The organism is Pseudomonas sp. LBUM1643, from assembly GCF_059716215.1.
The window spans coordinates 2,481,788-2,506,711 of record NZ_CP166813.1; the positions used below are offsets into that span (position 1 = coordinate 2,481,788).

Here is a 24,924-nt window from a genome sequence, read left to right on the forward strand (position 1 = left end):
TCGCAGCCTTCGGCAGCTCCTACAAGGGATCGTATTTCAGCCTTGGTCGACATTTTTGGCTCACAGGTCCCGCGCCATGAGCCATTGTTCTTTTCCCCATGCCTGAAAATTTTCCAGCACCGTCCACCCGCGTTTGGCGTAGTAGTCGCGCTTGTCCCGGGTGTGCAGATAAATCCTCGCCACGCCATTCGCCTTTGCCTGCGCACAAATACCCTCGATCAAACCTTCCGCCAATCCCTGGCCGCGCGCTTCGGGCGTAACGAACACGCAGGCCAGCCACGGACCAAGATCCGGCCGGTGCGCCAGATCCGCCTTAGCCAGCGCCGCGCCGCCCAGCAGTTGATCGTTGTCGAGTGCGATCAGGCAGTTCCAGTCACCGTTTGTTTGGCCATCGGCAAACTCCCGTTGCCAGTCGGGCAGGGGCTGTTCGGCGTATTCATAGTGGAACTGCTGGTGGATCCAGGCGGCGAAGGTGTCGCTGTGGTGCGGGTGGTGGATGATCCAGTCGAGGGTTGGTTGCATGGGGTGAGTCCTTTCCAGAGTCGTCGGCCCATCACAGCGCATTAGTCCACTGGCGGCAATCCCCGGGAGATCGTTGATAGCGACTCTCGGCACGAATGTTGGCGAAATTCTCGTTACTCAATGCCGTTGCTGCAACGCGGCAGCCTGGCAACGGCGCCACGCAGCGGGTGGCGATCCGAACTCACGTCTGAAGGCGCGACTGAACGCGGTGTCCGTCTGATAACCCACCTCCTCGGCGATACGGGCCAGCGAGGTATTGCTGCGGCTCAACAGATTGGCCGCCAACAACATCCGCCATTGCGTCAGGTACTGCATCGGCGAGCTGCCCACCAGTAGCTGAAAACGTTCGGCCAGCACTGACCTTGAGGTGCCGGCCGTGCGCGCCAGCTCTTCCAGGGTCCAGGCGTCTGCGGGGCGTTTGTGCAAGGCGTTCAGGGCTGAACCGACGATGCGGTCACTGACGCCCGCCAGCCATCCGGTGCGGCCTTCACCCTGTTCGTTCATGTACAGGCGCAGCACTTCGATGAACAACACTTCGGCCAGTTTCGCCAGCACACCTTCGCCACCCGGTCTGGGTGACCGGGCTTCAGCCAGCGCATAGCGAACCGAAGATTCAAGCCAGATACCGGCGTTCGATCCGCGCACATTGACCCTGACCACTGCCGGCAACCCGGTCAGCAGCATGCCCGCCAGTCGCGTATCGCACGCCAGGTACCCGCACACCAGGCGCGTGACGGCGCCGCCTCCGCCGTAACTCAATTGCCGCGGACGGCGCGCCAGGACTGCATCCAGCCGCGCACCACTTGCGGGTGGCAGGCCTGGTCGGGAGCTCATGCGATGGGCATCGCCCTGGGGGAAGACCACCACGTCGCCCGCGGTCAGCAGCAGCGGTGGGTCATCACCGAGCTCGACGTAACACTCGCCTTCGGTGATCAGGTGGAAGATCACCACCCGCTCGGCACCGGGCTCAAGAAAGGGCGCAGCGGTATCGGCGCTCGGCGACTGATAGCACCAAGGCGCGGTGAACCTGGCGTTGATGAAAATCGCGCCGACCAGGCGGACGACGCGCAGGGTCTGGGACAGGGCGTCCATGGTGAGTTTCTCGTTAAAGCGCCCATGTACGAAGGGTGGTTTAAGTGTGGCCCCCTCACCACGCAATGCGAATTCTCCGGACGATCGGACAAGCCTGGCCGACGATCGGGCAGGACGGCGCCGTCCGTCAGCGCGATAGTTTGCACACAGGGCGTCAGACCCTGTCCCAAAACAAGAATGAGAGGTTGTCATGCCAAAATTCGTTATTGAACGGGAGATTGCAGGCGCAGGAGCACTGTCGGAACGGGATTTGAAAGCCGCTGCGCAAAAGTCCTGCAGGACCTTGCGCGACTTGCCGCAGGTGCAGTGGCAGCAGAGTTATGTCACTGGCGACAAGCTCTATTGCGTGTACATCGCGCCGGATGAAGAGCAGATCAGGGAACACGCCAGGCAGAGCGGCTTTCCGGCCAATCGCATCTCCCAGGTGATGAACATCATCGATCCCACCACGGCTGAATAAGCCGCTGCGTCTCAACCCGCAACGGAGCGCAATTCATGAGTACACCCATTGATCTGACTGCCTTGAAAAACCGTCAAATGGCCTCGTGGGCCAGTGGCGACTACGCCGTGATCGGCACCACCTTGCAGATCGTCGGCGAGCAACTGGCGGAAGCCTGCGATTTGCTGTGCGATGAGCGCGTGCTGGACGTCGCGGCGGGTAACGGCAACGCGACACTGGCCGCCGCGCGTCGGGGCTGCAATGTCACCTCCACCGATTACGTGGCCGCCTTGTTGGAGCGCGGCGAAGACCGGGCGAGGGCGGAGCGGCTGGACGTGACGTTCCAGGTCGCCGACGCCGAAGCGTTGCCCTTTGAAAACGAGAGCTTCGACGCCGTGCTGTCGACTTTCGGGGTGATGTTCACCCCGGACCAGGCCAAAGCGGCCTCGGAACTGGCGCGCGTCTGTCGCCCCGGAGGGCGGATCGGCTTGGCCAACTGGACGCCCGAAGGCTTCGTCGGCCAGGTGTTCAAGACCCTGGGCCGGCACATGCCGCCTCCCGCGGGCGCGCAACCGCCTTCGCTGTGGGGCACCGAGGCCTGGCTGCATACGCACTTCGACGAGCGCGACTTTCTGGTCCAGGTCACGCAACGGACGTTCAACTTCCGCTACCGTTCGGCCGCGCATTTCATCGACACCTTCCGCACCTGGTATGGCCCGGTGCACAAGGCCTTCGCCGCGCTGCCAGCCGATGGCGCCAAGGCGCTGGAAAATGACCTGACCGAGTTGCTGACCCGCCTGAACCGGGCGGGAGACAAGTCACTGGTGGTGCCGAGTGAATACCTGGAAGTCGTGATCACGAGGCGTTAACGCGGTCGCTGATACATCGTACCTCGTAGATCACCCGCGGCTGTTGTGTACTCACGTGGGCGGTGTGCTCATGAAATGCACGCGGCTGTTGTGTACTCATGGGGGCGGGGTGCTCATGGAATGCACGCGGCTGTTGTGTACTCACGGGGCGGGGTACTCATGAAATGCACGCGGCTGTTGTGTGCTCATGGGGGGCGGGGTGCTCATGGAATACACGCGGGCCTCTGTAGGAGCTGTCGAGTGAAACGAGGCTGCGATCTTTTGATCTTGTTTTTAATGATCAAAATCAAAAGATCGCAGCCTCGTTTCACTCGACAGCTCCTACAGGGTGTTCATCAAGAGATCGCGGCCTTACACAAAGTGAACTCACGGGGCAGGGTACTCATGAAATGCACGCGGCTGTTGTGTACTCATGGGGGCGGGGTGCTCATGGAGTACACGCGGCTGTTGTGTACTCACGGGGGCGGGGTGCTCATGGAATACACGCGGCTGTTGTGTACTCATCGGGCCGGGGGGCTCATGAAATGCACGCGGGCCTCTGTAGGAGCTGTCGAGTGAAACGAGGCTGCGATCTTTTGATCTTGTTTTTAATGATCAAAATCAAAAGATCGCAGCCTCGTTTCACTCGACAGCTCCTACAGGGAACGCGTTCAAATAAGGGCAACGAGGGACCGCGTTAAAGCAATACCGGCGGGAGGCCGCCCCAGGCGCTTACTTGTGACGCGCCCCGTCAAACCACTCCAGCGCCGTACGCCAGATGCAGATGCCCAGGAAGTACGCCGACATCAGCAACCAGAGCCCCATCACCAACGGGTTGATGACCGGGTGATTGATGACCAGCGACAAGCTGCACAGCAACCAGATGGCGGTGACGGCGATGTTGATCGGCATGAATTTGCGCACGCGGAACGGGTGCAGGAATTTCATCCGTGTGACCGTCAGCAGTGCCAGGCCAATCACCGTGAGCAAGGTGATCCACGGCGACGGCGCAATGATGTACAGGCACAGCGCGACGACGTTCCAGGCAGCGGGGAAACCCTGGAAATAGTTGTCCTTGCTCTTCATGTTGACGTTGCAGAAGCAGAACAGCGACGAGACCAGAATCAACGACACTGTCAGCAGCAGCGTGTACTCCGGCAGCGGGATGTAACGGTAGATAAACAGTGCGGGGATAAACACGTACGTCAGGTAATCGATCACCAGATCGAGGATCGAGCCGTCGAAGCTCGGCAGCACCGATTGCACGTTGACCTTGCGCGCCAATGCGCCATCCAGACCATCGACGATCAGGGCGACGCCCAGCCACAGCAGGCAACTGGTCGGCTGGTTTTCAAGCAGGGCGAGGGTGGCGAGGAAGGCGGTGACCACGCCAGTGGCGGTAAAACCATGGGCGCCCCATGCTTTGAGCCTGGCGATGTGTAGGGTCGATATCACGGGGGCGTTCTCCAAAAAGTGAAGCAAGCCAGTCATCACCCTCAACAGAGAGGGCGGCGGCAAACCGGTTCGGGTTGCAGGTATCGACCGGAAATCCGGGAATAAGGTTCACCCACTGTAAATCTTAGCTGCGCCGCCAAAAAATACGCTGGATAAATCCACGGGTTTTCGCCCGTCTCCATTGGCACACCAAATGGCTTCGACGCAACGCATCCTGTGGCGAGGGAGCTCGCTCCCGCTGGGCTGCGCAGCAGCCCCAAAGAAAGGACTGCTGCGCAGCCCAGCGGGACGGTGCGACGATTCGATAAACTCCCTCGCCACAGGAATCTCCATGGTTTTTTCGCATTAATCAGACAGCCAGACGGTGGTGGCATATTTGCCTGTGCGTACTATCTTTTCTTCACCGAATTATTCCCTTTATAAAGGACGACGTCATGAACACCAGCGATCTGCTCGAACAACTGTTGCGGGCCGGTCAAGGCTCGGCGCAGCAACGTGGTGCCGCTCCGTCACAAGGCGGGATCGGCGGCGGTCTGGGTGGATTGCTCGGCGGACTGCTGGGCGGCGGTGCCGGTTCCAGCATGGGCGGTGGTGGCTTGGGTGGTTTGCTCGGTGGATTGCTGGGCGGTGGATCACCTGCATCCACATCACCCCGGACCCGGTCGAGCGGTGGCGGCATGAATTATGCTGCCCTGGCGTCATTGGGCATGATGGCATTCCAGGCGTATCAGGCCTGGCAGCGTAACCAGGCGTCGGCACCACAAGAAGCGCCACGCACCGTGGATTTATTGTCCGGCCCGGAAGTTGAAGACCACAGCCACGCGATCCTCCGGGCATTGATCGCAGCGGCAAAGGCCGATGGCCGGATCGACGACAGCGAGAAACAGTTGATCAGCAACGAACTCGCCCGCCACACCGACGATCCGCAATTGCAGCAATGGCTGGACGACGAAGTCGCGCGCCCACTGGACGCCGCCGATGTTGCGCAATCGGCGACGGACACTGGCATGGCCGCAGAAATGTACCTGGCCAGCGTCCTGCTGGTAGACGACCAACAGGACGCCGAGCGCACCTATCTGGATGAACTGGCCGCGGCGCTGAAAATAGAACCCGAACTGCAAGTGCACCTGGAAAAACAGGCCAAGTCAGGCTTGGCGTAGCCCTTAATCACCCTGTAATTGAATGGACTCGCCCTCGCTGTCGTTGGCTGTTTAGACTGCCACCGTGGCGCATTGACGCCTCGGCTTGGGCGAGTCCATTCAATTACAGGGTTCAGCAAATCCGGCTAGCGAGTTTCCTCCGACCCACCGCAACCGCAATTTCAATCAATCACCCTGTAGCAGCTGGCGAAGCCTGCGTCCGGCTGCGAAGCAGTCGTAAAACCAGTGCATGCGGTGGGTCAGGGAAAATGCGTTAGTCGGGTTTACGACTGCTGCGCAGCCGGACGCAGGCTTCGCCAGCTGCTACAGAGACCGGGGATCAGGAGGAGGATCGGGTATCCCCGGGATCTACGCTAACCACCTCACGTTCACCGCCACAAGCCCGTCTGTCCGGGCAATTTCAACGCCGATTGAATTTTTTTCCCGGCGCATCGCTCTGCTGAAGTAGAGACGTGTTGATTCAGCGTCCTGCCGCTGGCCATAGACCGAGAGATGCGCCCATGACTGCCCTGACAAGACTTGAATCGCAACCTGCCCGTGGACACCTGATTCCGACGGCCGGTTGCATCAAAAACACTTACGAACAGCTGCTGCTGAGCACCGACGAAGCGCAACGTCGCGCGCTGGCTGAGACTTTCCTGACCGAGCAACTCGAACTCGCCGCTGGCCTGCCCGAAGAGATGCCTCAGGACCTGTCCGCCCTGCAGGACTTCGTCGAACAACACTGCGTCGAAGTGGCTCACCAATACGCCGACTATCTGCAACAACGCAAAGCCGGCGGGCCGCGGAAATTTTTCAGCAACAAAGCCCATGCGTTGTTTTTCCTGCAGGCGGTGGGCCCCACCAAACTGGTGGACGGCGCGTGGCTGTACGGCCTGCTGCCACACTGGCGCGATCCGCGATTTGACGGACTGATTTGCACCTATCTCGAAGAATTGGGTGACGGTAATCCCGCGCAGAATCATGTGGTGATCTACCGAAAGCTGCTCGCAGAACACGGTCTGCAAGACACCAGCGCATTAACTGACGAACGTTACCTGCAAGGTGCGATTCAACTGGCACTGGGCGAACGCGCTGACCGGTTTCTGCCGGAAGTGATTGGCTATAACCTGGGCTACGAGCAGTTGCCACTTCATCTGTTGATCAGCGCCTATGAGCTCAGCGAGTTGGGCATCGACCCGTACTACTTCACCCTGCACGTCACCATCGACAATGCCAGCACCGGTCACGCCCAGAAAGCCGTCCAGGCAGTGCTGGACTTGCTGCCGGTAGAAGCTGACCGCGAGGCGTTTCTGCGCCGGGTTTCGGCGGGCTATCGGCTTAATGATCTGGGGCAGGGCAGTCGTGCAATTATCGAATCTTTCAACCTCTACGACGAGCTGCTCGGCATGCTCGAACGCAAGCGCCCGTTCGGCCAACACATGCATTCCGACTACTGCCGCTTTGAAGGCAAGACCGTCAATCAGTGGTTGTCATCGCAGGAACAGTTGCCCGGCTTTCTTGAGGTCATGGAAAACAAGGGCTGGATCAAGCGGCACCAGGACCCGCAAGCCAGCCGTTTCTGGCAAATGATCGTCGGTGACGGCGCCGCGATGTTCGGGGTGTTCAGCCCCTATGAAAAACAACTGCTGCACGACTGGATCGCTGGCGACTGGACGCCCGAACGAACACCCGCCTATCGACGCGTCACCCGAGTCAATACCACCCCGGCGTTGCCGGTTGGTGATCCTGATGTCCAGACCCTGCAAGCGTCACTGGAAGGATTGGACGATCACGCCCGGATGCAAGTGCTGATTCCGTGGCTGTCAGCCCATCGACATGCTCATCCGGCCGGCCTGTTGGCTACCCGGCGCTTCATCGAACTCAAATCCAGTCTGCGCTAGGGAGCCGCTCATGAATCAGGAAGAACAGCTGGGCGCTGACGAGTTAGTGCTGCTGCAACTGGGGCGGCGATTGCAGGCAGACGGTTATCGATTCATCACACCCACGCCAGTGACCCACCAGCGGGTCAATGATCGTGCGGCCGGTCAGCAGGCCCGAACGTTGCGCGACGTATTCGGTTGGTCGCGGCCATTCGAGCCCGGTCTGTTGCCGGCGCAAGAGCAAAAGCAATTGCAGCAGGCCGGTGTGCTCGAAGCAAGCCACGGGCAGCTGAAAAGCCGCGTGCGCTGGTCCAGCCTGGATGACCTGCTGTTCGTGCATTCGGGCTTTCCCACCGAAGCGGCTGATTCGGTGTTCTTTGGTCCTGACACCTATCGTTTTGCGCAATTGATTCATAGCCATCTGCAGCACAGTTTCGCCCCGATCAGGCGCGCTGTGGACATCGGCTGCGGCGCTGGCGTGGGGGCGATCGTGATTGCCCGCGCACGCCGTGAAGCCGAGGTGCTGGCCGTCGACATCAACCCGGCAGCCCTGCGACTGACGGCGGTCAACGCGGCGCTCGCCGAGGTCGCCAACGTCACGGTCGAGGCCAGTGATGTGCTGCAGGACGTTGAAGGCAATTTCGACTTGATCGTCGCCAATCCGCCTTACATGGCCGATCCCGCCGAACGTGCATATCGCCACGGGGGCGGCGCGTTTGGTGCGCAATTATCCCTGCGCATTGTCGAGCAAGCGCTGTATCGCCTGGCACCCGGTGGCTCACTGGTGTTGTACACGGGTGTGGCGATGATCGACGGGCGTGATCCGTTTCTTGAGGCGCTGACTTCGCGCCTGGAATCTCCGACGTTCGGCTGGACCTATCGCGAACTGGATCCCGATGTCTTCGGCGAAGAACTGTTGACGCCCGGTTATCAGCGAGTGGAGCGCATCGCAGTGGTCGCGCTGATCGTTACGCGCACGGGCCCAGGCATCGGGGGCCGCGTTGAATCGGTAGCAGGTGAATGAGCCATGAACAAGAATCTGGACGACTACAACCGCATGCGCGATTTTTCGGCGACCTCTGAACCGGCGGCGAAACGCTCACGCAAGAAAATCGCGAAAGACCATGCCCTGCAGTTCTGCATTCAGAAGCATGACGCCTCACGCCTGCACTATGACTTTCGTCTGGAACTCGATGGCGCGCTGAAAAGCTGGGCGGTGCCCAAGGGGCCGTCGCTGGACCCTAAGGTCAAGCGTCTGGCGGTGCATGTCGAGGACCATCCGATCGACTACGCCACGTTCGAGGGCAGCATTCCCGAGGGGCATTATGGCGCGGGTGACGTCATTGTCTGGGACCGTGGGGTGTGGATTCCGCAAGAGGATCCGGCCACCGCCTATGCCAAGGGCAAACTCAAATTCGAGCTGCAAGGTGAAAAGCTCGCGGGGTTGTGGAACCTGGTGCGCACGCACATGCCGGGCAAGCAGGAGCAATGGTTTCTGATCAAGCATCAGGACAATGCAGCCAAGCCCGAGAGCGATTACGACGTCGTCGCCGCCGAGCCCGACAGCGTGCTGAGTGACCGGACCATCGTGGCGAAAAAAGCGAAAGCGCCCGCCAAACCCAAACCGGTCAAGAAGCCTGCCCCCAAGGTCGCCACCCAAGCGCGTTCGGCGCAGTTGACGGGCGCCCACAAAGCCAAATTGCCCGACCTGATCAAACCCGAGCTCGCCACCCTCGTCGAAAAGGCGCCGGGGGGCGAATGGAGCTATGAGATCAAGTTCGATGGCTACCGGATCATGGCGCGCATCGACCACGGCACCGTTACGTTCTTCACGCGTAACGGTCATGACTGGACCCACAAGTTGCCAGCCCAGGCCGAGGCGGTGGCGGCGCTGGAACTTGAATCGGCCTGGCTCGACGGTGAAATGGTGGTGGCCAATGAGCAGGGCGTGCCGGATTTTCAGGCGCTGCAGAATGCGTTTGATTCGGGCAGTGGCGCCAACATCCTTTACTACCTGTTCGACATGCCTTACCTCAATGGCGTGGATTTGCGCGAAGTGCCTGTCGAGGAGCGGAGGGTGGCGCTGGCGACGGTGCTCAAACCCAGTAAAAACCCTTTGCTGCGCTTCTCAGATTCCTTCGGCGAGGCACCGGAGGCGCTGCTCAACAGTGCGTGCCAGATGCAGATGGAGGGCTTGATTGGTAAGCGCCTGGGGTCGCCCTATGTCTCGCGGCGGAGCAGTGACTGGATCAAGCTCAAGTGCAAGCATCGTCAGGAGTTTGTGGTCGTCGGCTTCACGGATCCGAAAGGCTCGCGCAATGCCTTCGGCGCCTTGTTGCTCGGTCTGCATGACCGCGACAGCGGTGAATTGCGCTACGCCGGCAAGGTCGGCACGGGGTTCAATGAAACCACGCTGAAAAGCATCTACGAACAGCTCTTGCCCTTGAAGGCGAAAAAAGCCTCGGTGGTGAATCCTCCCACCGGGTTCGACGCCAAGGGTGTGCACTGGCTCAAGCCCGTCTTGCTGGCGGAAATCGCCTTTGCCGAAATGACCAAGGACGGCTCCGTGCGCCATGCCGTGTTCCATGGGCTGCGTGACGATAAGCCGGCCAAAGACATCACCGAGGAGCGCCCGACCGTGGTGAAGAAAACCGCTGCAGAAAAACCCGCTGCGAAAGCTAAAAAGACAGCTCAAAAACCCGCTGCGGCGGGTAAGAAGACTGCAGCAGAAAAACCCGCACCTGCTGGAAAAAAGACTGCCAGCAAAAAAGCATCTGACGAAAAGGCTGCCCCCGCACCGTCACAGGCAGGCCTGGCAGAAGGCAAGGTACGCATCACTCATCCGGATCGGGTGATTGACGCCAGCAGTGGTACCACCAAGATGCAGTTGGCCGAATACTACGGTCGCGTCGCCGAATTCATCCTGCCCGAACTCAAGGACCGCCCGGTTGCACTGGTCCGTGCGCCGGATGGCATTGCTGGCGAACTGTTCTTCCAGAAAAACGCCGAACGCCTGGCGATTCCGGGTATTACCACGCTGGACAAGGCACTCACGGGGCAGCCGGTGATGATCATCAACAACGCCGAAGCGCTGATCGGTGCGGTGCAGATGAGCACCGTGGAACTGCACACCTGGAACGCCACGTCGGACAACCTCGACAAGCCGGACCGCTTCGTCCTCGACCTCGACCCGGACCCGGCGTTGCCGTGGAAAAGCATGGTCGAGGCGACGCAACTGACGCTCTCGGTGCTGGATGAACTGGGTCTCAAGGCGTTTCTCAAAACCAGTGGTGGCAAAGGCATTCACCTGGTGGTGCCGCTGACGCGCAAGCTCGGTTGGGACGAGGTCAAAGACTTCAGCCACGCGATTGTCAGCCACATGGCCAAACTGCTGCCGGAACGGTTTTCCGCCGTTTCCGGACCGAAAAACCGGGTCGGCCGGATCTTCATCGATTACCTTCGCAACGGTCTGGGTGCCACCACCATTTGCGCTTACGCCGTGCGCACCCGGGAAGGATTGCCGGTGTCGGTGCCGATCTTTCGGGAGGAAGTGGGCGAGTTGAAGGGCGGTAATCAGTGGAACGTGAATAATGTGCATGAGCGGTTGGCTGAGGTGGGGCATGAGCCGTGGGCAGACCTCAAGAAGACCCGGCAGACGATTACAGCCGAAATGCGGCGCAGGGTGGGTATGAAGAAGTAAGGCCGACACCGTTTTATTGTAGGAGCGAGCCTGCTCGCGATGGCGGACTGGCTGCTATGCAAGTGTTGACTGTGCAAATGTCATCGCGAGCAGGCTCACTCCTACAAGATCGCGGCGTTCAATGCCTTAAATGGTCGCTTGGATCTGGTGTGTTGGCTGCCCTTGTGGGTCTGCTTCGCAGCCCAGCGGGAGTAAACTCCCTCGCCACAGGGGTATTTGTGTTTCCTTGAATGGTGATGTGCCAAGTGCTTTTTGTGGCGAGGGAGCTTGCTCCCGCTGGGCTGCGCAGCAGCCCCAAAAACATACACTTCAGAAACTGCTGAAGGTCGCGGTCCCCAGCCCTTCAAGCATCCCGCAACAAGTCATTGGCATTCAGCAGCTCGTAAGCCACTTCAGGATTCTTCTCCAACCCCCGCCGAATCGCCGCCGGAATCGCCACACGCGTCTTGCGGCACAACCCTGGCAGTTCATTGATGGAGATGGCGATACCGCGCATGGTGCGCACTTCGTTAAAACCAGGCGCGATGTCGACGCGGATACCCAGTTGCTCATGCATCCGCCGCTGCAAACGCTCCAGATCGCTCAGACTCTGGAGATTTTCCAGACGCTCGACCAGGCGCTTTTCCTCGGCACGGGTCAGAAACAGAATGCGCACATCCGCGCCCGGTGTTTCCAGCAGCGGGTCACGCCCGCAATCGCAGGCGCCGGGCGGGCAGGGTTGGCGGATCACAAGTGTGGTCGTCATGGGGCAATCATAGAGCGCCGCGGTCGGATTTGCCCATAGGCTTGCTCGCGAAAGCGCTTTCCCGTCAGCCAAGAAGCCCCACAACGAAAAAGGCCGTCGCATCACACTGTGATGGACGGCCTCATGCACGGGGGAAAGCGTTACCTCACTTCAACACCAGCAGGCTGTAAACCCCATCCTCCGCTTCAATCCCGTGGGTGTCATGGGTGAAGCCCGGGAAGGATTTGTCAAAGTTTTCCAGCGCCTTCAGATAAGCCAGCAACGGCCCGTCCGCAGGCCCTGCGTTTTCACCCGGCATCAGCAATGGAATGCCCGGTGGATACGGCACAATACCGGTGGCGGCGATGCGGCCGGCGGCTTGGTCGAGGGTCACCAGTTCGACTTCGTTGCGGACCAGTTTTTCGTATGCTTCCACCGGGCTGAACTCGGCTTGCGGAAGCGTGCCGAAGGCCTGGGCCATGGCGGCCGTGGTCTTGTTCTTCTTCATGGCGGCGAAAATTTCGTTCGCGAGGTCCTTGAGGCCCATGCCCGCGTAGCGCTGCTGGTTGGCGGTCAACAGATCCGGCAGGCACAGCTCGAGTTCGACGTTGTCATCGTAATCGCGCTTGAAGTCGAGGAGGGCGTTGACCAGCGTGCCCCATTTGCCTTTGGTGATGCCGATGGAGAACAGGAAGAGGATGGTGAAATCGGTGGTTTTCTCGACCACGATCCCCTGGCGTCCGAGGTAGGCGGTGAGCACGCAGGCCGGAATGCCGAAGTCGAGCAAGTTGCCGTCGTCGCCCATGCCCGGGCTCAGGACCGACACCTTGATCGGGTCGAGCATGCAGTAGCCTTCTTCGATGTCGCCGAAACCGTGCCATACCTCGTTCGGGTGCAGGACCCAGCAGTTCGGCTCGGATTTCAGCAATACCGGATCGACTTCATGGAAAGGCACTGCCGCCGCGCCAACCTGCACGGTCGGTGGCTGCCAGCAGGTGAAGAACCACTGGTCGTTGCTCGCCATCTCGTGGTGCATGCGCGAGATGACCTGGCGGAAGCTGATGGCTTCTTCGATGGATTCAGTGGTCAGGATCTGCCCGCTGGGTGCTTCCATCATCGCCGAGCTGACGTCGCAGGACGCCATGATCGCGTAGTTGGGCGAGGTCGAGGCGTGCATCATGTACGACTCGTTGAAACGCCCGTGGGGGATCGGGTTACGGCCATTGCGCACGTGAATCATCGACGCCTGAGAGAGCGCAGCCAGCAGCTTGTGGGTCGATTGCGTGGCGAAAACGGTCGGACGCGATTCGTCGTGATCGTCCGGGCTGCCGTGCATGGCAAAGCGTTCGCGGTACAGCGGGTTGAACCGCGCATAACCGTACCAGGCTTCATCGAAATGCAGGCGATCGACACTTTTCCCCAGCAGTTCTTCGACGCGGGTGACGTTGTAGGTCAGGCCGTCGTATGTGGAGTTGGTGACGATGGCGTGGACCGGCGTCGGGTCGATGCCGTCCTTGACCAGCGGGTTGTTTGCGATGGCGGCTTTGACGCCTTCTGCACTCAGGGTTTGCGGCAGGATCGGACCGATGATGCCGTAGCGGTTGCGCGTCGGAACCAGGTAGGTCGGAATGGCACCCGACAAGGTCATCGCATGCTCGGCGGACTTGTGGCAGTTACGGTCGCACAGGGCGATCTGATTGCGCGTCACGCTGGCCATGAGAATGACGCGGTTGGACATCGACGACCCGTTGGTCACGTAATAGGTGCGATGCGCGCCAAACACTTTGGCGGCATAACGCTCGCCCTGGCCGATCGGGCCACTGTGATCGAGCAGCGAACCGAGTTCACCGACCGAAATCGACAGGTCGGAACGCAGCAGGTTCTCCCCGAAGAATTCGTAGAACGCACGGCCCGCCGTACTTTTCAGAAAGGCTGTGCCGCCGGCATGACCTGGCGTGTGCCACGAGTATTCATAGGACCGGGAGAACTTGACCAGCGCGCCGAACATCGGCGGCAGCGCGGCCTGACGATAGCGTTCGATGGCGGCCATGATGCGGCCGCTGAGGAAGCGGCTGGTGTCTTCCGGCAGCCAGATAAAGTCGTCTGCGTGCTGCATGACCACCAGCGGAATGCTCGACGCGGTGCTGCGGTCGCTGATCAAAAAGACCGGTACGCGGGTGTTGCGCTCACGCAGGGTGGTCAGCAGTTTGATGCATTCCTCGTGGCCTTCGCTGTCGTCCATTTCCCAGCTCAGCAGGACGCACTGGATGGCCGAGTCCGAGCGCAGGATCGACGTGGCGTCGCTCAGGCTTTCGGACATCAGCACGCTGATGGAACGTTCTTCAACGTCGTGGATTAGCTGATCCAGGGCACGGCCGAAGACAGTACGCTTGTCCGGTGGTGAACCCACCACCAGCGCAAGCATCCCGAGTGAGTGTTTATAGTCCGTCATTATCTAACCTCCAGAGTGGCCGTTTGCAGATTGTTCACCGGCACAGGTTCGCCGGTGATGTGCTGAGCGCTGACCGTTTGCGTCGGTACGCTGTTGTTGTGCGCTTCAAGTGCAATCAGGCGGTTGTTGACGAAGCTGAACAGGGTGTAGCCAAAGATGGTTGCGACACCGCCGAGCATGAGTGCCTGCTCGCCGGAACTGTACAGCGCCAGGTAGCTGTAGGCGGTTGCGACCCAGGCAATAATGTTGGTGGCCAGCGCCTTGCTTGGCGGTACGTTGGAGACTTTCTGGATGGTCATCAGGGCCGCCATGGACAGGATGTACGGCACCAGGTTGGTGACCACGGCGAGGTTGACCAGGGTGTCGAACTGCTTGCTCAGGTCCGGGCTGATCGTGAGCAGGCCGATCGCGGTTTGCAGGGCCAGCAGGATCAACATGCCGACAATCGGCGTGCCGGTTTTGGTGGCCTTGGCGAAGATCGGCAGGAAGTAACCGGTGTCCGCCGAGCTTTTGAACACCTGGGCGATGGTGAACTGCCAGCCCAGCAGCGAACCGATGCAGGCGAGGACCATCGCCCCCATGACGAGGTCGCCGATGAACGGGGTGAACATCTTGGCGAAAACCAGACCGAACGGCGCGGTGGAGGAGACGAGTTCCGGGTTGCTGACGATGCCGGCGATCACGTTGGTGGACACGATGTAGATCACTGCCGCACCGAGCGTACCGCCGAGTACCGCAATCGGTACGTTCTTCTCCGGGTTTTCCACGGCGTCGGTGTTGGCACACGCCGATTCAAGACCCAGGAACGCCCACAAGGTGATCGCCACCGAGGCGCCCGCCGCTTCCAGATACCCCATGTTGTGCGGGTTCCAGCCGGCGGCGTAAACGCTGCTGTCGAACCAGAACCAACCGATGGTGGACACCAGTACCACAGGCGCAATCACGCCCCAGACGGTGATCGAACCGATCCTGCCGGTGATCCGCGCGCCACCGAAGTTGGCGAACGTGGTGATCCAGAGCAGGGCGATGGTCGCCAGGCCTACTTGCAGCGAATCAAGCTTTATGTCGAACAGCGTCTGTATGTAGCCGACTGCCGTGATACTGATCGCCACGTTGGCAATCAACAGCGAGACCCCGTAGGTGTAGTTCGTGAGGTAGTTACCGGCTTTACCGAAGGTGTATTCGGCGTAGCCGCCCATGCCGCCTGTCTTGCGACTCAGCATCCCGCAGCGCGCAAACGCATAGGCCAGTGCAAGGGAGCCGGTGGCTGTGATCAGCCAGGAGAGGATGGAAATACCGCCGACCTCGGCGAGTTTGGTTGGCAACAAAATAATGCCTGAGCCCAACATGTTGACGGCCGTCAACATTGTCAGTTGCCCTACCGTCATCTTCTTTGCGACTGACATTCCGTTGCCTCATTTAAGAACTTTGGGAGTAGTAGCTATAGCTAAGTATTGGAATGTAGCAAGAAATGTCCTGCTCGTATCGAGAAGATTTCTCATCTGCATGTAAGGCATTTTACTGGCCCCGAACATTGAAACATTTGATCAAAATCAATTTAATTTCAGATTGTTAAGGTCGAATCTAAATGCGGAATGTGATGATCGCGCTACTGTCGTGCGGGTTGGCGAGCATGGCAGCACAGGGCGAGGCCAAGGAGCTGGTGCAAAATGACCGTTACATGTGCAGTTGGGGCGCGGGGACGGCCGCCAAGGCGCAGGAGTTGAAGCTGGCGGGCGTCTCGCTGTATGCCGCGCGGCAAAAGCTGCAAACCTATAAATTCAGCAAACCGTGGATGCGTATGTTGGCGATGGGCATTACGGAGCAGACCTACGACAGTCCGTCACGCATCAAGCCGGCGGCGATCAAGCAGAGTTTTTACGAGGACTGCTTGCGCTACAAGCTGGCGCGTAAATAGCAACCCGTTTGCTGGCGGCTGTAGGGAAACGCATGCTCCTGTGAATTTAAGATGTTTAGGAGCTATGTAGGACTATGTAGGGCCTCTGTAGGACTATGTAGGGCTCTGTAGGAGCTGTCGAGTGAAACGAGGCTGCGATCTTTTGATCTTGTCTTTTGAAAAACAAAAAACAAAAATCAAAAGATCGCAGCCTCGTTTCACTCGACAGCTCCTACAGTTTCTGCCGCTCATACACGTTCACACGTTCACACGTTCACACGTTCACACGTTCACACAGGTTCTACGGTTCTACAGCTCCTACAGGTTCTACAGTTGATCGGGGTGTGCCTTCGGGAACGTCCCCTATACTGATTCGTCCAACAGTTTCCCTACCCTTCACAGCGAGGAGAACGCACATGACCATCCGTATTGGCGACGAAGCACCGGATTTCACCGTCGAGAGCACCGAAGGCACCCTGCATTTCCACGAATGGATCGGCGACAAATGGGCCATCCTGTTTTCCCACCCCAAGGACTTCACCCCGGTGTGCACCACCGAGCTGGGTTACATGGCCGGACTGAAGCCCGAGTTCGACAAGCGCAACACCAAAATTGTCGGTCTCAGCGTCGACCCGGTCGGCAACCACACGAGTTGGGCCAAGGACATCGAGGAAACCCAGGGGCATGCGGTGAACTACCCCATGATCGGCGACGAGAACCTGGTGGTCGCCAAGCTCTACGACATGATCCACCCCAATGCCAGTGGCGGCACCCGGACTGCTGTCGATAACGCCACGGTACGTTCGGTGTTCATCATCGGTCCGGACAAGAAAATCAAGGCAATGCTGGTGTACCCGATGAGTGCCGGGCGCAACTTCGACGAAGTGCTGCGTCTGCTCGACGCCATTCAACTGAACGCCAAACACACCGTGGCGACCCCGGTGAACTGGCGTCCGGGCGATGACGTGATCATTCCGACGTCGGTCTCGGATGAGGACGCGAAAAAGAAATACCCGGACGGCTTCAAGACGGTGAAACCGTATCTGCGCACTGTGGCGCAACCCAAGTAACGTTCAATCAATGGCGTTGATCAACTCGGCGCGGTTTCTGGCTTTGCAGAACGGCGCCGAGGCTTCTTCGACCATCCCTTCAAGCCAGCGGTGAAACCCTGGCCTCAGTTGTTCATCCCGTCTTCAATCGCGATGCCTTGTGCGCGCATCGCCTTGATCAGCTCGGCACGCGTGCCGGGCAGGTTGAGCATGGTTTTTGCGCGCAGCTGCGTGACTTCTTCAGCACTGTAGGGCTGGTAATCGTCGGGCAGGCTTTTGCCGGCCATGCCGTCTTTGCGCATCAGCCAGTTGAGCAAATCCGCCAGCTGGGCATCGTTCAGCGCCGACTGTGACATACCCGGCACGCGCACGAGGAATTCGCGGCCACCCGGTACTTTCAGGAAATTGCCAACGAACCCGGTCATCCGAGGGGTGTCATTGGCGGGGGAACCCATGCCGTTGCCCAGGTGGCACCCGGCGCATTGCAGCTGGTAATTCACACCGACGCTGTACCCGGCGTCGGCGATGGGTTTTTGCGCTTCTTCGTTGCCCGGCGCGTGACGCTGAGCCGGGTTGGGAATGGCGCGGGCGTAGGCCAGCGGAGCGGTCATGACGCAGACCAGACCGAGGATTAGCAATGTGCGCATGAAAAACACCTCTGCAATTAACACCGATCCTATGTAGCAGCTGGCGAAGCCTGCGTCCGGCTGCGCAGCAGTCGTAAAATCAGCGCTCGCGGTGTTTCAGACAGACCTTGCAAGCCGGGTTTACGCCTGCTGCGCAGCCGGACGCAGGCTTCGCCAGCTGCTACAGTGGAGCATCGTCCGCCATGTGGATCGACAATAACCGTCGTTTGGCTAAGCAATCGACGGCCAGTGCCCACTAAACCGCGACGCCGCGGATGATCGAAACGGTGCAGTGATAGATGTGCGATTTGGCGGCCAGGCACCAGTTCACATCGTTGTTGTTGAACGGGCGGTAGGCCGGCTCTTCACTGTCGTTGCGGGTGCAGGCGCATTGGGCGCAGCTTTGTTTACCGCAGCAATCGTTGTACGAAATGATGTAGTCCTTGCCATCCGCCGGGTTGCGGCAGGTGCCGATCCAGGTGACCTGCGACGCTTCGGTGCCGGGCGGGCACGACGTCACCGAACCACCGCAGCAGGTGCACAGAAAGCCGTCGATGGAGCAGTAACGCCAGTAGTCGCAGCTGTTCGGATCACCGGGATCGCCGGCTTTCGGGTTATCGGCGGCCAGGGCCTTGCTGGTGCGATCCAGCGGCAACAGCAGGGGCAGCGCAGCCCCGGCGACCATCAGCGAGCCCATGCGCGCCAGCAGTTTGCGACGTGATGTGGTATCGGCAACGCGGCGCGACGAGCGCTCAAACAACAGATCCAGCAATTTCATAACAGTCTCCCTGCCTTATCAGTGGCTATGGCCGTGGCTGTGGTCATGCGCATGGGGATGCGGCTGGCTGTTCAGGTAGTCCTGCAGCGTGGCGCTTTTCAGATGCTCGACTTCGAACAGGCTGTCCAGATGTTCCCGGGAATTGACCAGGCCCTTGGCGCGCAGGGTGCCGGCCTTGTCGATCAGCGCCGCGTACGGCAGCTTGCCGATCTGATAGGTCATGCCCACTTGTGGCCCGACCACGTAGGTGACGTCGTCGAGTTTGTGTTCGCGGATCAGTGCTTGCTGGGCGTCCATATCGCCGTCACTGATGAACACCACGTCGAGACGATCAGCCTGTTCCTTCGCGATGGACTTGATGGCCGGCAACAGCGACTTGCAGATCGGGCAGGTCGGCGAGAGGAAGAACAGCAATTGTGATTTCTCACCGGCGTAACCGAAGTTCACCGGGCGACCGTGACGGTCGGAGGCCGTGACTTGCGGCGCAGGCTCGTTGACGGCCACGCCTTTGTCGACCATCAGAGCGCCCGCCGGGGCGATACGGCCGTGCAGTACGCCAATCTGACGCACCAGACCCATCACGGCGAAGGCCAGGGCCAACAGCAAAATCCAGAGCAACGCGTTGGAAACGATTAAGCCTTCCATTGATCACCTACCAATCAGTTTGTGCAGAAGAGGAGAGTTCGCCAGCAAGCCATCGGCTGCGGCGTATATCAGCAGCGCGACAGCGCTGGCGAAGAGGGTCACAAAGCCGTCGAAAACGTTCAGGTCGCGGACAATCGGCGCCACGCTGGCCAGCAACGCGAGGCCGACCAGCACGCTGTTGCGCAGCAGCAGGACAGGGCGCAACGGTTGCGCCTGGTCCGGGCCGGCACAGCCACAGTCGATGTCGCGACGACCGCGCCACAGGTTGATGCCGATAGCGGCGGCGTACAGCGCGATCAGGCTGGCGGCCGTCAACGCCGCCCATGATCGGCTGACCGGCACCAGCAGCGCGAAGGCGATTGCCAGTTCAAGTACCGGAATCACCCGTGCGCTCGGGCGCACCAGCGCCTCGGGCAACAGTTGATAGTCCGCCAGCTGTTTGGCAAAACGTGCCGGCGCGCGCAACTTGTGGGTCGCGGCGCTGGCCAGCAACACCGCAATGGCGAGTGCGCTGGCAATGATGAAGATCGGATCGATGTGCATGGCCGAACCTCGTTAGTAGCTCATGACCTGAGTCGCCGTCTTCGCGACTTTCGGCATGCTGCCCGTGAGCGTGTTGGATGTGAGGTCGAAGATCTGCAAGCCGCCTTCCACATCGGCACCGAGCAACAGCGGTTTGTCGTCGCCCGTCGCCTGCATGCTCCACACCGGAACCGGGGCTTGCAGGGTCGCCACTTTTTTCCGGGTGTTCAGATCGAAGACCCAGATCAGCGGGCTGGGGTCTTCCCACTTCATCGGTTCATGGGCGTCGTGCATCAGCACGTACAAGCGGTTGAGTTTTGGCGCGACTGCCATCAGTTGCCAGCCACCCGGCGCCCAGCCGGCTTTCTTTTCTTCATCGTTTGTCAGCGACCAGGACGGCAGGATCTTCGGCGCGTCGCCGGCGAAATCCACCGGGCGAACGGTGCCGGTCGTGGTGGTGAAGTAGTAGGTGTCGCCGACGTTGACGGCGCGCTCTACCAGCTTCTCCGCGTTGGGGTCGAAGAACGGCGTGCGGCTGCGCGCGGTTTCCAGGCCCTGATCATTCAACGTGACCACCTGCAAACTGCCGTCGCCGCACAACGAGGCGAAGCGGCGGTTACCGACGGGGTAGTTGAGCACGCAACCGGGGATGGCGATTTCCGAGGTCACTGCCTTGGCCTGGGTATCAACCACAGTGACCGAAGTCGATGGGGTGAAGTTGTAGACGTAGACAAAGCGGTCATCGCTGCTGGTCTTCAACCCGTAACGCTGGGTCAGCGACTCGGCGCGCTTGGTCGGAATCAACAGTTCCCAGGCCGGTGCCAGAGTCGAGGTGTCCCAGGCAGTCAGCACGTCGGTGCGTGCTCCGCGGGTGCCACGGGAGTAGAAGATGTCCGCGCTGTAGAGGGTTTTCTGATCGTGGCTGAGCGCCGAGGGCGCCGCAAAACCGGTCGGGACCATGCCAAGGATGCGTTTTTTGTCGGGGTCGACCACGGTGACACGACCCGCCACGAAACTCTCGAATTCGACATCGACGACAAATGCCCGGTGGGCCTCCGGCGGAAATGCCAGAACAGTCTGGCCGATCGTGTCAGCGGGCAAGTCCGCGCTGGCATTGTTCAAACCGAGTACGAGCAGGCTGATACCCAGCGCTGACTGTACGGTGATCCTGGTGGCTCGCATTAGGGGGAACTCCCTGAATTATTGTTCACGCGAATCGCGGGTGCAGAGGCAGATTTTTGCAGTTCGATTCTGCCCTGCCGGGGAAACGGGAGAATTGTTGTGGCTGCCAAGTGGTTGTGTGTCTGTGCCAGTCTTCAGGGCCGCATTTCGCCGAGCCGAAATTGCACCGGCTTCGCGAGCTCGCCACAGGATGGTGATTGTCTGGAAGAATGCCGGGGGCCGCTTCGCAGCCTAGCGGGACGGTGCGACGATTCGACGAGCTCCCTCGCCACGGGTTGGTGGTTGGCTGAAGGATTGGGTTGTGAGTTGGTTTTATGAAATCACTGACACGCCGCATCATTCAAACGCTTGCACTCCTTGTGGCGAGGGAGCTTGCTCCCGCTCGGCTGCGCAGCAGTCGCAAAACCGGCGGGCGCGGATTGGCTGGAAGAATGCCGGGGGCCGCTTCGCAGCCCAGCGGGAGCGAGCTCCCTCGCCACGGAATGGTGGTTGGCTGAAGGGGTGGAGTGTGGTTGGTTTTATGGAATCACTGACACACCGCGCCATTCAAACACCTGCACTCCTTGTGGCGAGGGGAAGGGAGAAGGTGAACACCGCGCCGCAAGGCGTCAGGTTCTGTGCCCAGATGTCGCCGCGGTGGCGCCCGATGATGTTTTTGCACAGCGCCAATCCAATGCCATTGCCACTGACCTTGGACGAGAAAAACCCGTCGAACAGCTTTTCCTGCGCCTCGGCCTGGATGCCCCGGCCGCTGTCTTCGATGCGCACCAATGCCGCGTCATCGCCCTGGCTGGCATGGATGCGCAGCAGGCGGCGTTCAACGGGCAGGTCGCTCATTTCTTCAATCGCATTGAACGCCAGGTTTAAGATCACCTGTCCGATCAACACCTTCTCGCAACTCACCCACAACGGCCGGTCGCTGGTGACAATCTCCACCCGGACTGCACTGGGGTCCGCCCGCAAGCTGATGAAGTAGCGGGTCTCGCATAACAGTTCGTTGAGGTCGATCAGCTCTTCGCTTTGCTCCAGTTTCACCACGTAATCGCGCACGCTTTTAATGATCAGCGACGCATGCTCGATCTGCCTGACGGCGTTCTGCAAACCCCAGGCCACGCCCTGGTCACCGGATTGATCCTTGCCCAGCCGAATCACCGCACCCTCAATGAAGTTGCGGGTTGCCGCCAGTGGCTGACTCAGTTCGTGGGCGATGGCCACGGCCATTTCGCCCATGGCGTTATAGCGGGCCAGGTATTCGAGTTTTTGCTCGCTCACTCGCCGGGCCTCTTCAGCGCGTACCTGTTCGGTGACGTCGCGAAACAGCAGCAGGTGGCCCACCAGGTCGTCTTCAATCTCGATAAAACGGCAGGTTGCCTCGTGCCAGCGCCATTCACCGTCGCGCCGTTGCACGTGGTAATGCACGCTGAACGGCGCGTGCTCCGGCGTTTCGTTGGCCAGTTGCGCGAGCAGGCGTTGATGCGAGGCATCGTCACACCAGTCGAGGAAGTTCTTGCCGATCAACTGGTGCTCTTCGCCCTTGAGCAGGTGCGCGCCGGAGTCGCTGATAAAACGGATATCACCCTGCGGACCGAGCACGGCAACGCCTTCGGCCAGGTCCTGCATGAACGCCTTGAGCCGGCTTTCGAAGCGCTTGAGATCACGTTTGACCTTGTCTTCCCTGGAAATATCGCGGAACTGCACCATCAGCACATCGCGGCCGTCCAGGTGGACCAGGGTCGCCACCGCCTCGGAAAGAATTTCCACCCCTTGCTTGGAGCGATAACACCATTCAATGGCGCGCTGGCCGGTGCGTGCGGCGCCTTCGAGCCAGCGTAAGCCCACCGAGCGCCGGTACTTGGGCGCGTCTCGGGTCATGTCCGGCGCTTTGAGCGGCGTCAGCTCTTCCAGGGTGAAACCCAGCGCGTTCAAGGCGGCGGTGTTCGCCCACAGAATCTCCTTGTTGTGGGCATCGTGAAGAATGATGCACAGCGGCATGGCTTCGATGAGGGTGTAGAAATCATTCGGTTTTGGCAGGTACATCGCGCGGCCCTTGGAGGCGGGAGGTTCCACTACGGGTGAGCGTGGAAGTATGGCTTTTTATACCGGCTTGCGCGTGGGGATGCGCTCAGAGGTTATCGGGGGAGGGCTAGGGGTTTTCTTTAGACCAGAGGCTATACGCCCCAATAGTGAGGCGCGGGTGCGGTTTTTACACTGAGCCTCAATGAAAGGCATCACACACCTCCCCTGTAGGAGCTGCCGGAGGCTGCGATCTTTTGATCCTGAAAAATCAAAATAAAGATCAAAAGATCGCAGCCTTCGGCAGCTCCAACAGTGATCGCGGCGCGGCGGCGTGTCGTTTACAGACGGAGGTGCGGCGTGGCCCCACCAACAATAAGCAAAACGGAGAAAGCCCATGCTGCGTTCAGCGGTTGCGCAACAAGACGCTCTGATCGGCGTTGACGAGAATGTCGTCGACAGCCACGCCTTTGCCAAGGTGCTGGAGGAAGTGCGCCAGCGTCGGGATGAATTCGACGCCGGCTCCCATGTGCCACGGGACATGATCGAGCGCTTCAAGCAGGTCGGCATCTACCGTGCGGCCACACCCAAATGCTTCGGTGGCGACGCGTTGGCGCCGGCACTTTTCCTCCAGATGATCGAACGCATCTCCGAAGCCGACGGCTCGGCGGGCTGGGTGGCCAGTTTCGGCAGCGCCGGTGTCTACCTCGCCGCTTTGCCGCGGGAAACCCTGGCGGAGCTCTACGCTGAAAGCCCGGACCTGGTATTCGCCGGCGGGCTGTTTCCGTTGCAACCGGCCGAGGCCGTCGAAGGCGGCTGGCAGGTCAACGGCACCTGGAAATTCGCCAGCGGCTGCAAAGGCGCTGACTTGCTGGGTGTCGGCATCGGTGCCGCTGGCGGCAAGCCTCGCACCGCCGTATTTCGGCCAGAGCAGGTCGAGATCGTCGAAAACTGGGAGGTGGTCGGTCTCAAAGGCACCGGCAGCCACGACCTGCGCGTCACGGATAAACGCGTTGATGAACGCTGGACCTTCATCCGTGGCGGCGCCGCAACCATCGACGAGCCGCTGTTCCGCTACCCCTCCATTGCCTACGCCGCGCAAGTACTGGCGGTGGTCAATCTCGGCCTGGCCCGTGCTGCGCTCGACGAAATCAGCCGCATGGCGGGCGGCAGTGGCATCACGGGTGCGCCGAAGTTGTCCGACCGCGCTTATGTCCGCATCGAAATCGCCAAGGCCGAAGCGCAACTGGCTGCCGCGCGCAGTTTTTTTTACGGCGCCACCGAACAGGTGTGGAACTCGATCGTCGCCGGCAACCCGGTCACGCCTGAACAGACCAGCCTGTTGCGCCTGTCCGCGATTCACGTGTCCCAGGCGGGTGCGCAAGTGGTGCAAAGCGCTTACAGCCTGGCCGGCACCACCGCCATTTACCTGCGCCATCCACTTCAGCGCTACCTGCGCGATTCGATGGTGGTCACCCAACACGCCTTTCTCAGCGAAGGCCTGTACGACGGCGCCGGCTCGGTGTTCCTCGGCGTACCACCGTTCCCTGGCTACATCTGAATTTTCCATTCAAGGATAAACCCCCATGTCCCAGACCACCCAAGAACCGTTGCGCGTCGTTTTTTGCATCGGCATCACCCAGAATTTTTTTGACCTGCCCACCGGCGAAGGCCTGAGCGTTTGGAAAGGTTTCAGCCAGATGATGGGCGACCTCGGCGCCATGCCGGGCATCACCGTGCTCGGCGCGATGGACGATGACCGCCTGATGGTGGGGCCGTCCACGACGTCGCCCTGGACCGTCTACATCATGGCCGACGTCGACTGCCACCAAACGGTGATCGACGCCTGCAATCTGTTCCGCACCACGCCGGTGAACGAGTACAGCCTGTGGCGCTATGCCAAGGTCGAAGCGCGCATCGGTCGTCCATTGACCATCCCTGAAGCAGCCCGGGTCTGA

At 60.2% G+C, this 24,924-nt stretch carries 22 protein-coding genes; 10 read left to right on the forward strand and 12 right to left on the reverse strand.

Going from position 1 to position 24,924, the window contains the following annotated elements:
• Positions 1-60: 60 nt before the first annotated feature.
• Together ACA063_RS11180 and ACA063_RS11185 are read right to left on the reverse strand one after the other, a co-directional pair.
• Positions 61-522 (reverse strand): GNAT family N-acetyltransferase, encoded by a 462-nt coding sequence (locus tag ACA063_RS11180; protein ID WP_497665894.1) that lies wholly within the window; start codon positions 520-522, stop codon positions 61-63.
• Between the two features lie 117 nt (positions 523-639).
• A complete protein-coding gene (locus ACA063_RS11185) occupies positions 640-1,614 on the reverse strand; it encodes an AraC family transcriptional regulator (RefSeq protein WP_497665895.1) in 975 nt (324 codons plus the stop codon).
• A 190-nt stretch (positions 1,615-1,804) separates the two neighbouring features.
• Between ACA063_RS11185 and ACA063_RS11190 the strand changes: the two genes are divergently transcribed.
• Both ACA063_RS11190 and ACA063_RS11195 read left to right on the forward strand, forming a co-directional pair.
• Complete coding sequence (locus ACA063_RS11190; protein WP_497665896.1) at positions 1,805-2,074, forward strand: DUF4242 domain-containing protein; 270 nt, start codon at positions 1,805-1,807, stop codon at positions 2,072-2,074.
• Between the two features lie 35 nt (positions 2,075-2,109).
• A complete protein-coding gene (locus ACA063_RS11195) occupies positions 2,110-2,922 on the forward strand; it encodes a class I SAM-dependent methyltransferase (protein WP_497665897.1) in 813 nt (270 codons plus the stop codon).
• A 711-nt stretch (positions 2,923-3,633) separates the two neighbouring features.
• Here ACA063_RS11195 and pcsA read toward each other — a convergent pair.
• Positions 3,634-4,356, reverse strand: coding sequence for a phosphatidylcholine synthase (pcsA, locus tag ACA063_RS11200; RefSeq protein ID WP_497665898.1), 723 nt, complete (start codon positions 4,354-4,356; stop codon positions 3,634-3,636).
• 434 nt (positions 4,357-4,790) lie between these two features.
• On the opposite strand from pcsA, the gene ACA063_RS11205 reads away from it, so the two are divergent.
• The 4 genes from ACA063_RS11205 (at position 4,791) to ligD (ending at position 11,078) form a co-directional block, all read left to right on the forward strand.
• On the forward strand, positions 4,791-5,516 hold the full coding sequence (locus ACA063_RS11205) for a tellurite resistance TerB family protein (RefSeq protein ID WP_497665899.1): 726 nt from the start codon (positions 4,791-4,793) through the stop codon (positions 5,514-5,516).
• Positions 5,517-6,016: 500 nt separating this feature from the next.
• Positions 6,017-7,399 (forward strand): iron-containing redox enzyme family protein, encoded by a 1,383-nt coding sequence (locus ACA063_RS11210; RefSeq protein ID WP_497665900.1) that lies wholly within the window; start codon positions 6,017-6,019, stop codon positions 7,397-7,399.
• Between the two features lie 10 nt (positions 7,400-7,409).
• Complete coding sequence (locus tag ACA063_RS11215; protein ID WP_497665901.1) at positions 7,410-8,402, forward strand: methyltransferase; 993 nt, start codon at positions 7,410-7,412, stop codon at positions 8,400-8,402.
• A gap of 3 nt (positions 8,403-8,405) precedes the next feature.
• The gene (gene ligD / locus ACA063_RS11220; protein ID WP_497665902.1) at positions 8,406-11,078 is read left to right on the forward strand and encodes a DNA ligase D; all 2,673 of its coding nucleotides are present in this window, start codon (positions 8,406-8,408) and stop codon (positions 11,076-11,078) included.
• Positions 11,079-11,421: 343 nt separating this feature from the next.
• Here ligD and ACA063_RS11225 read toward each other — a convergent pair whose 3' ends face one another.
• The 3 genes from ACA063_RS11225 to potE form a co-directional block, all read right to left on the reverse strand.
• Positions 11,422-11,823: a hypothetical protein gene (locus ACA063_RS11225; RefSeq protein ID WP_497665903.1), complete on the reverse strand. Its 402-nt coding sequence runs from the start codon at positions 11,821-11,823 to the stop codon at positions 11,422-11,424.
• Positions 11,824-11,968: 145 nt separating this feature from the next.
• Positions 11,969-14,254: an Orn/Lys/Arg family decarboxylase gene (locus tag ACA063_RS11230; RefSeq protein WP_497665904.1), complete on the reverse strand. Its 2,286-nt coding sequence runs from the start codon at positions 14,252-14,254 to the stop codon at positions 11,969-11,971.
• Entirely contained in the window at positions 14,254-15,660 is a 1,407-nt protein-coding gene (gene potE / locus ACA063_RS11235; protein WP_497665905.1) for a putrescine-ornithine antiporter, read from the reverse strand. Before potE ends, ACA063_RS11230 begins: the two co-directional genes overlap by 1 nt.
• A gap of 182 nt (positions 15,661-15,842) precedes the next feature.
• Between potE and ACA063_RS11240 the strand changes: the two genes are divergently transcribed.
• On the forward strand, positions 15,843-16,172 hold the full coding sequence (locus tag ACA063_RS11240) for a hypothetical protein (protein WP_497665906.1): 330 nt from the start codon (positions 15,843-15,845) through the stop codon (positions 16,170-16,172).
• 395 nt (positions 16,173-16,567) lie between these two features.
• On the forward strand, positions 16,568-17,221 hold the full coding sequence (locus ACA063_RS11245; RefSeq protein WP_497665907.1) for a peroxiredoxin: 654 nt from the start codon (positions 16,568-16,570) through the stop codon (positions 17,219-17,221).
• 104 nt (positions 17,222-17,325) lie between these two features.
• Here ACA063_RS11245 and ACA063_RS11250 read toward each other — a convergent pair whose 3' ends face one another.
• From ACA063_RS11250 to ACA063_RS11275, 6 genes are all read right to left on the reverse strand, one after another.
• Entirely contained in the window at positions 17,326-17,847 is a 522-nt protein-coding gene (locus ACA063_RS11250) for a cytochrome C (protein ID WP_497665908.1), read from the reverse strand.
• Between the two features lie 235 nt (positions 17,848-18,082).
• The gene (locus ACA063_RS11255) at positions 18,083-18,604 is read right to left on the reverse strand and encodes a methylamine dehydrogenase light chain (RefSeq protein WP_497665909.1); all 522 of its coding nucleotides are present in this window, start codon (positions 18,602-18,604) and stop codon (positions 18,083-18,085) included.
• An 18-nt stretch (positions 18,605-18,622) separates the two neighbouring features.
• Entirely contained in the window at positions 18,623-19,249 is a 627-nt protein-coding gene (mauD, locus tag ACA063_RS11260; protein WP_497665910.1) for a methylamine dehydrogenase accessory protein MauD, read from the reverse strand.
• A 3-nt stretch (positions 19,250-19,252) separates the two neighbouring features.
• Positions 19,253-19,792: a MauE/DoxX family redox-associated membrane protein gene (locus ACA063_RS11265; RefSeq protein WP_497665911.1), complete on the reverse strand. Its 540-nt coding sequence runs from the start codon at positions 19,790-19,792 to the stop codon at positions 19,253-19,255.
• Positions 19,793-19,804: 12 nt separating this feature from the next.
• A complete protein-coding gene (locus tag ACA063_RS11270; protein WP_497665912.1) occupies positions 19,805-20,953 on the reverse strand; it encodes an amine dehydrogenase large subunit in 1,149 nt (382 codons plus the stop codon).
• Between the two features lie 546 nt (positions 20,954-21,499).
• A complete protein-coding gene (locus ACA063_RS11275) occupies positions 21,500-22,990 on the reverse strand; it encodes an ATP-binding protein (RefSeq protein WP_497665913.1) in 1,491 nt (496 codons plus the stop codon).
• 373 nt (positions 22,991-23,363) lie between these two features.
• Between ACA063_RS11275 and ACA063_RS11280 the strand changes: the two genes are divergently transcribed.
• Both ACA063_RS11280 and ACA063_RS11285 read left to right on the forward strand, forming a co-directional pair.
• Positions 23,364-24,527: an acyl-CoA dehydrogenase family protein gene (locus ACA063_RS11280; protein ID WP_497665914.1), complete on the forward strand. Its 1,164-nt coding sequence runs from the start codon at positions 23,364-23,366 to the stop codon at positions 24,525-24,527.
• A gap of 25 nt (positions 24,528-24,552) precedes the next feature.
• Positions 24,553-24,924 carry a hypothetical protein gene (locus ACA063_RS11285; RefSeq protein WP_162441144.1) on the forward strand — a complete coding sequence of 124 codons (372 nt, stop codon included), beginning with the start codon at positions 24,553-24,555 and terminating at the stop codon, positions 24,922-24,924.